This window comes from Streptomyces cahuitamycinicus (assembly GCF_002891435.1).
Classification (GTDB): domain Bacteria; phylum Actinomycetota; class Actinomycetes; order Streptomycetales; family Streptomycetaceae; genus Streptomyces; species Streptomyces cahuitamycinicus.
This window is the reverse complement of the sequence record NZ_POUC01000540.1, coordinates 1-4,503: the sequence shown is the minus strand read 5'-3', so window position 1 is coordinate 4,503 and position 4,503 is coordinate 1. Positions and strand designations below refer to the sequence as shown.

5 protein-coding genes and 1 pseudogene are annotated in these 4,503 nt (G+C 71.0%); 1 reads left to right on the top strand and 5 read right to left on the bottom strand.

Annotated features, from left to right (window positions below):
- Positions 1–258: 258 nt before the first annotated feature.
- Positions 259–786 carry a DUF2617 family protein gene (locus tag C1J00_RS38715; protein WP_180989853.1) on the bottom strand — a complete coding sequence of 176 codons (528 nt, stop codon included), beginning with the start codon at positions 784–786 and terminating at the stop codon, positions 259–261.
- A 584-nt stretch (positions 787–1,370) separates the two neighbouring features.
- The gene (locus C1J00_RS38710) at positions 1,371–1,655 is read right to left on the bottom strand and encodes a hypothetical protein (RefSeq protein ID WP_102913568.1); all 285 of its coding nucleotides are present in this window, start codon (positions 1,653–1,655) and stop codon (positions 1,371–1,373) included.
- Between the two features lie 127 nt (positions 1,656–1,782).
- Between C1J00_RS38710 and C1J00_RS38705 the strand changes: the two genes are divergently transcribed.
- The gene (locus tag C1J00_RS38705) at positions 1,783–2,976 is read left to right on the top strand and encodes a pyridoxal phosphate-dependent aminotransferase (RefSeq protein WP_102913567.1); all 1,194 of its coding nucleotides are present in this window, start codon (positions 1,783–1,785) and stop codon (positions 2,974–2,976) included.
- 34 nt (positions 2,977–3,010) lie between these two features.
- Here the strand turns inward: C1J00_RS38705 and C1J00_RS38700 are convergent, their stop codons facing one another.
- From C1J00_RS38700 to C1J00_RS38690, 3 genes and pseudogenes are all read right to left on the bottom strand, one after another.
- Entirely contained in the window at positions 3,011–3,361 is a 351-nt protein-coding gene (locus C1J00_RS38700; protein ID WP_102913566.1) for a hypothetical protein, read from the bottom strand.
- Positions 3,358–3,843, bottom strand: a complete 486-nt coding sequence (locus C1J00_RS45695) for a prevent-host-death family protein (RefSeq protein ID WP_102913565.1) — start codon at positions 3,841–3,843, stop codon at positions 3,358–3,360. Before C1J00_RS45695 ends, C1J00_RS38700 begins: the two co-directional genes overlap by 4 nt.
- Before the next feature lie 222 nt (positions 3,844–4,065).
- A pseudogene (locus C1J00_RS38690) lies at positions 4,066–4,503 on the bottom strand (hypothetical protein); the annotation flags it as partial.

Here is a 4,503-nt window from a genome sequence, read left to right as displayed (position 1 = left end):
CAACCGGGCGGGGCGGGCGCGTGCGGCTCGATCACGCTGCGACGTTACGTCACGCCTCGACTGCGGTTTGTCACCCACACGTGTGGTGCTGGTTTACAGAGGCCGGATCCCGGTACGCGATCCGGTTCGGCGGGTGCGGTTCGCGGCGGTGCGGTTCGGTGGGCCGGGCAAGGGACGGTCGCGCAACGGACGGCCCGGCAACGGACGGCCGCGCAACGGTCGGCCGGGCAACGGTCGCCCGCGCAACGGTCAGCCGGGTCATGTGGCGAAGACCGCGGCCGGAACGCGGACCCCCACCTTCGTGCGGGTCGCCACCAACTGCCCGTCCTGTGGGTAGGCGTGCCAGGTACGCCACTGCACCTGCCCCTCGTGGTGCTGGGCGAGCAGAGCCGTGAAGGCGTACGGGCTGCCGGGGAAGACGCCGGCGAGGCCGTGCGGATGGTCGGAGACGAGGGCCAGCAACTCCTGTGCGCGGCCCTCGAAGGAGCCGGGCGAGAGGACCTCGACCCGGGCCGCGAACTCGTACTCCCAGTCGTCCACGCGCTTGGCGACGCCGAGCGGAAGCGGAGTGCTGCTGCCCGCGATGCACGCCACCGTCTCCGAGCAGACGCCCCGCTCCTCCTCCAGCAGGACCTGGTGGGACGCGCCGAGGAGCCGCAACTGCACTTTGGTGTCCGCCAGTTCAAGATCGAGCGCGGCCAGTGCGGGAAGCGGCTCGCGCCCCAGGGCCCACGCGAGATCGGCCGCGCGCGTATCGGTGTAGGAGGTGTTCAGGGTCGTGAGCATGGATCGGCTCCGCAAGCACACAAGGAGAGGGAGATGGGTCCGCTGAGCCCCGGTCGCGCCGGGGGATGTCGGCCCGGTCAGCCCGGTCGGCCGGTTTCAGGAAGGTGTCCGCAGGACGTCCGAGGGGCTGCGTCGGTGGCTTAGAGGGAATCATGAACGGTGGCGTCGCCACAGCGTTTTTACCCAAGTTCGTAGGGTTTCCATCCCTCAGAGGGCTCCCCAGCTCAACTGTTCAACTACGGCGTGCGCCGGTACCGGCGAGGCGTGCGCCGGTGCGCCCTGCCTCACGCCTCGGAGCCGGGGCGGACGGGAGCCCGGGATTCCGGCGACCGCCCGAAATCGCCCTCCGTCTCTCGCCGTTGCGAAGGCTGCGCCCGAACCTCGGTCGGCACGGCGCGGGTTGTCCTACAGGCATGGAATGTTGCCCGGAGGCACCCGAAGCCGACCGACAGCCGTTCGAGCGATCGTCCGTCCGGGCACTCCAGGCATTCCGGCCACTCCGGACAGGACGACGCGGGGCCCGCCCAGGTGCGGACCCCGCGTTCGGTGGATGCGGCCCCCGTCATGAGGACGGCCGACGTCAGTCAGCTACCTCCGCCGCCGCACCCACCGCCACCACCCCCGCAGGACGACCCGCCTCCGCAGGAGTGCCCGCCGTGGTGTCCGTCGCCGCCGGAGGAACCGGAGTCTCCCCCGCCGACCCACCAGCTGCTGCCGCTGTCGCTGCCGCTGCTGCCACTACCGCTCGAACCGCTGGACGCCCACGCCCCGCGACGCGCCGTCCGGCTGGAGCCGCCCCCGCGGGCCTTGGACACCAGCGCCCCGATCAGGACGACTCCGACCACCGCCAGGATGATGCCGACGATCATGACGTCACCCTCCTTTCCTTCCCCCGAAGCGGCCCCCCGTGGGCGCCTCGCTCTTGCGTGCAGCGGTGATGCCCGGGCCCGGAACAGCCCAACACAAAGTTGAGGAACTCCAGAGCTTCGGCGCAGGATGACCGGCATGACCTCCAGCGCGCGCCCCCTCCTGAACCGCCGGCTCGCCGAGTTCGGGACGACGATCTTCGCCGAGATGTCCGCCCTGGCCCTGAGCACCGGCGCCATCAACCTCGGGCAGGGTTTCCCCGACACCGACGGCCCCGAGGAGATCCGGGAGGCCGCCGTACGGGCCCTGCGGGACGGCCGCGGCAACCAGTATCCGCCGGGCCCCGGCGTCCCCGAGCTGCGCACCGCCGTCACCGCCCACCAGCAGCGCCGCTACGGACTGTCCTACGATCCCGACACGGAGGTCCTGGTCACCGCCGGCGCCACGGAGGCCATCGCCGCGGCCCTGCTGGCCCTGCTGGAACCGGGGGACGAGGTGATCGCCTTCGAGCCCTACTACGACTCCTACGCGGCGTGCATCGCGATGGCAGGCGGGCGCCGGGTGCCGGTCACCCTGCGGGCGCACGAGGACGAGGGCCGGTTCCGGCTCGACCTCGACGAGCTGCGCGACGCCGTCACCGACCGCACCCGGCTGCTGCTGATCAACACCCCGCACAACCCGACCGGCACGGTCCTCACCCGCGAGGAGCTGGCCGCGATCGCCGAGCTGGCCGTGGAGCGCGACCTGCTGGTGGTGACGGACGAGGTGTACGAGCACCTGGTCTTCGACGACGCCGAGCACGTGCCGCTGGCGACGTTCCCGGGGATGCGCGAGCGCACGGTCACCATTTCAAGCAGCGGCAAGACGTTCTCGTTCACCGGCTGGAAGGTCGGCTGGGTGACGGCGGCCCCGGAGCTGGTCACGGCGGTGCGCTCGGCGAAGCAGTACCTGACGTACGTCTCGGCGGGCCCGTTCCAGTACGCCGTCGCCGAGGCGCTCTCGCTGCCCGAGTCGTACTTCACCGACTTCCGCGCCGACATGCTGGCCAAGCGGGACCTGCTGGCGGCGGGCCTGGCGGAGGCGGGCTTCCGCGTCTTCCGCCCCTCGGGCACGTACTTCATCACCACCGACATCCGCCCCCTCGGCGAAACGGACGGCTTCACCTTCTGCCGCGCCCTGCCGGAACGCGCCGGAGTCGTCGCCATCCCCAACGCGGTCTTCTACGACCACCGCGAACAGGGCGCACCCTTCGTACGGTTCGCCTTCTGCAAGCGGACGGGGGTGCTGGAGGAGGCCGTGAAGCGACTTGCCGGGCTCCGCTGACTACCCCTCTTGCAGGAACTTGTAGCGACGGAGGCTACTCGGTGTCCTTCGGGTGGCGCGGGGAGGCGTACACCAGGATCACAGTCGAGGTATCCGGGCTGACCAGGTAGCGAACGCGGCCGCCGCTGGTGATCTCGTACTCCCACTGCTCCAGCTCGGAGCCCTTCCATTCCCTGGTGGCATGCCTGCCGCGGAGCTGGTGCTGGCGGTTCCAGTTGGCCCGCGACAGCGGGTCTGTGCGAAGGGCTTCCAGGCAGCGATGCGCGTTCGGCAGCGCCACCCGACACAACTCCTCCCACCCGGTCGCGGCCTCCGTCGTCCCATGGACAACGTTCCAGCCGCTCAGCGGGGGGACGCTGACCCGATCGCCCTTCTTCGGGCTCACTCGTGCACCTCGACCGGGCCGAGGTCGACGTCACCGAGCGGACGGAGCGCTTCCCTGAGCTGGTCAGGGTCGGCGTTGATGCGGGCGGTTGCCCGCCACGAGACGATCGCCCGGTGCACAGCCTCCCTGGCGCCCAGTTCAGCAGCGTCGGACAGCGCTTCGAGAAGCTCAACAGTGAATTCCCGGACTTCCTCGGCGTCCAGGTGGCGCACCCACGGGAACACCTCGGGCAGCGCGAGCAAAAGCGACTTGGCACCGTCGTCCTGCTTCAGCAGTGCAAGGAACAGCCGGGACGCCGTGGCCAGGTTCTCCTCGGCGCGCTCTGCATGTATGGCCGTGGTCAACACCATGTCGGGCGCGTCTCGGTGCGTGACACGCAGGCATCCCAGGGCGGCGGCCCTGGCCGCGACAGCCTTCGGGTTCCGCGACAGATCGGTGAACGAGACAGACTCCGATTCGAATGCCGAGGGCGCGATGCTCATGCTCAGACTGTACTCTGATTGCGCTCTGATTTCTATCGCGTGAGGCGAGTAGCGGTGAAGGTCCTACTCCTGCGACAGGACCCGCCCCCGCCGAAGCTGCTGCTGCGCCGGCAACGAGTTCACTGGGCCGAGGCGGCCCGACGCGGAGCCAGGAATCAAATAGGTGCATGAACACGGAGTCGACCTGCCACTCAGGGGTGGACAGCACACCCGCCCACCGGCTCAGCCGGCCGCACGCAGGCCCTGCTCGCCCAGGCGGTCCCGGCAGCTCCGGCAGTGTCCGGGCCCCGGGGCGCGGAAGGCGCGCTCGCAGCCGTCGCAGGTCTGGAAGGGCAGTACGGCCGGGCGCTCGACGCTCGGCGGGAGCGGCGCAGGGGCGGGCAACGGCAACGGGGTTTCCCGGAGGCGGAAGGCCAGGACGCTCGCCGGGCGGACCCGGAAGCGGTCGGGGAGCCGTACGGTCAGCAGCTCGGTGATCTCGCGTGGCCCGACACCGGCCGCCAGCCACTCGGCGACGGCCGGAGCCAGGCGGGCCGCCTCCTGCGCGGAGAGGACGAGGCGGGGGTCGACCCGGCGCAGGGCCGTCAGTACGGCGACCGCCTCGGGGTCCGCGTCGGAGAGTGCGGGCGCCGGGCTGCCGGGTTCCTCGGGGCCGGGGAC

Coding starts and splice junctions, on each gene's coding strand:
- C1J00_RS38715 (WP_180989853.1), bottom strand. CDS start 786: ATGCTCACGACCCTGAACACCTCCTACACCGATACGCGCGCGGCCGAT.
- C1J00_RS38710 (WP_102913568.1), bottom strand. CDS start 1,655: ATGATCGTCGGCATCATCCTGGCGGTGGTCGGAGTCGTCCTGATCGGG.
- C1J00_RS38705 (WP_102913567.1), top strand. CDS start 1,783: ATGACCGGCATGACCTCCAGCGCGCGCCCCCTCCTGAACCGCCGGCTC.
- C1J00_RS45695 (WP_102913565.1), bottom strand. CDS start 3,843: ATGAGCATCGCGCCCTCGGCATTCGAATCGGAGTCTGTCTCGTTCACC.